Annotated in this window: 1 pseudogene; it reads left to right on the top strand. The window is 68.1% G+C overall.

Features of this window, described 5'->3' with window-relative positions:
- A pseudogene (locus BN1120_RS09405) lies at positions 1-479 on the top strand (NAD-dependent epimerase/dehydratase family protein); the annotation flags it as partial.

Here is a 479-nt window from a genome sequence, read left to right as displayed (position 1 = left end):
CCCTGCGCCCCGGCGTGCTCTGCGGCCCCTTTGACCCGACCGCTCGTCTTGCCTGGTGGGTGAGGCGGGCGGGCACTGGCTCTTGCCGGGGCAGGGGGAGGATAGGCTGCAATATCTGGATGTACGCGACTGCGCCGAGTTCGTGCTGCGGGCTGCCGAGCAGCGACTCGCTGGGTGTTTCAACCTGATCAAGCCCGGCATCGCACTGAACGACTGGGTGGAGCGCCTCGCTGCCCGGCTGACGCCAGCGACCCCCTTGCAGCTCGAGTGGGCTCCCTGGCGTGACCTGATGGCGGCAGGGGTGGCGCCCTGGCAAAGCTATCCCACGCTGCTGCCAAACGAGCTGCCCGAGTATGCTGGGTATGGCACCATCAGCGCCGAGGCCGCCATCGTCCATGGCCTGAACTTTCGCCCCCTGGAGGAGACGGTTGACGATCTGGTGGTATGGCTTGCCAGCAACCCCCGGGGGCCGCTGCCAG

Source organism: Aeromonas caviae, from assembly GCF_000819785.1.
Classification (GTDB): Bacteria; Pseudomonadota; Gammaproteobacteria; order Enterobacterales; family Aeromonadaceae; genus Aeromonas; species Aeromonas caviae.
Note: the sequence above shows the minus strand (reverse complement) of the source record. Positions and strands in the feature narration are given on the sequence as shown.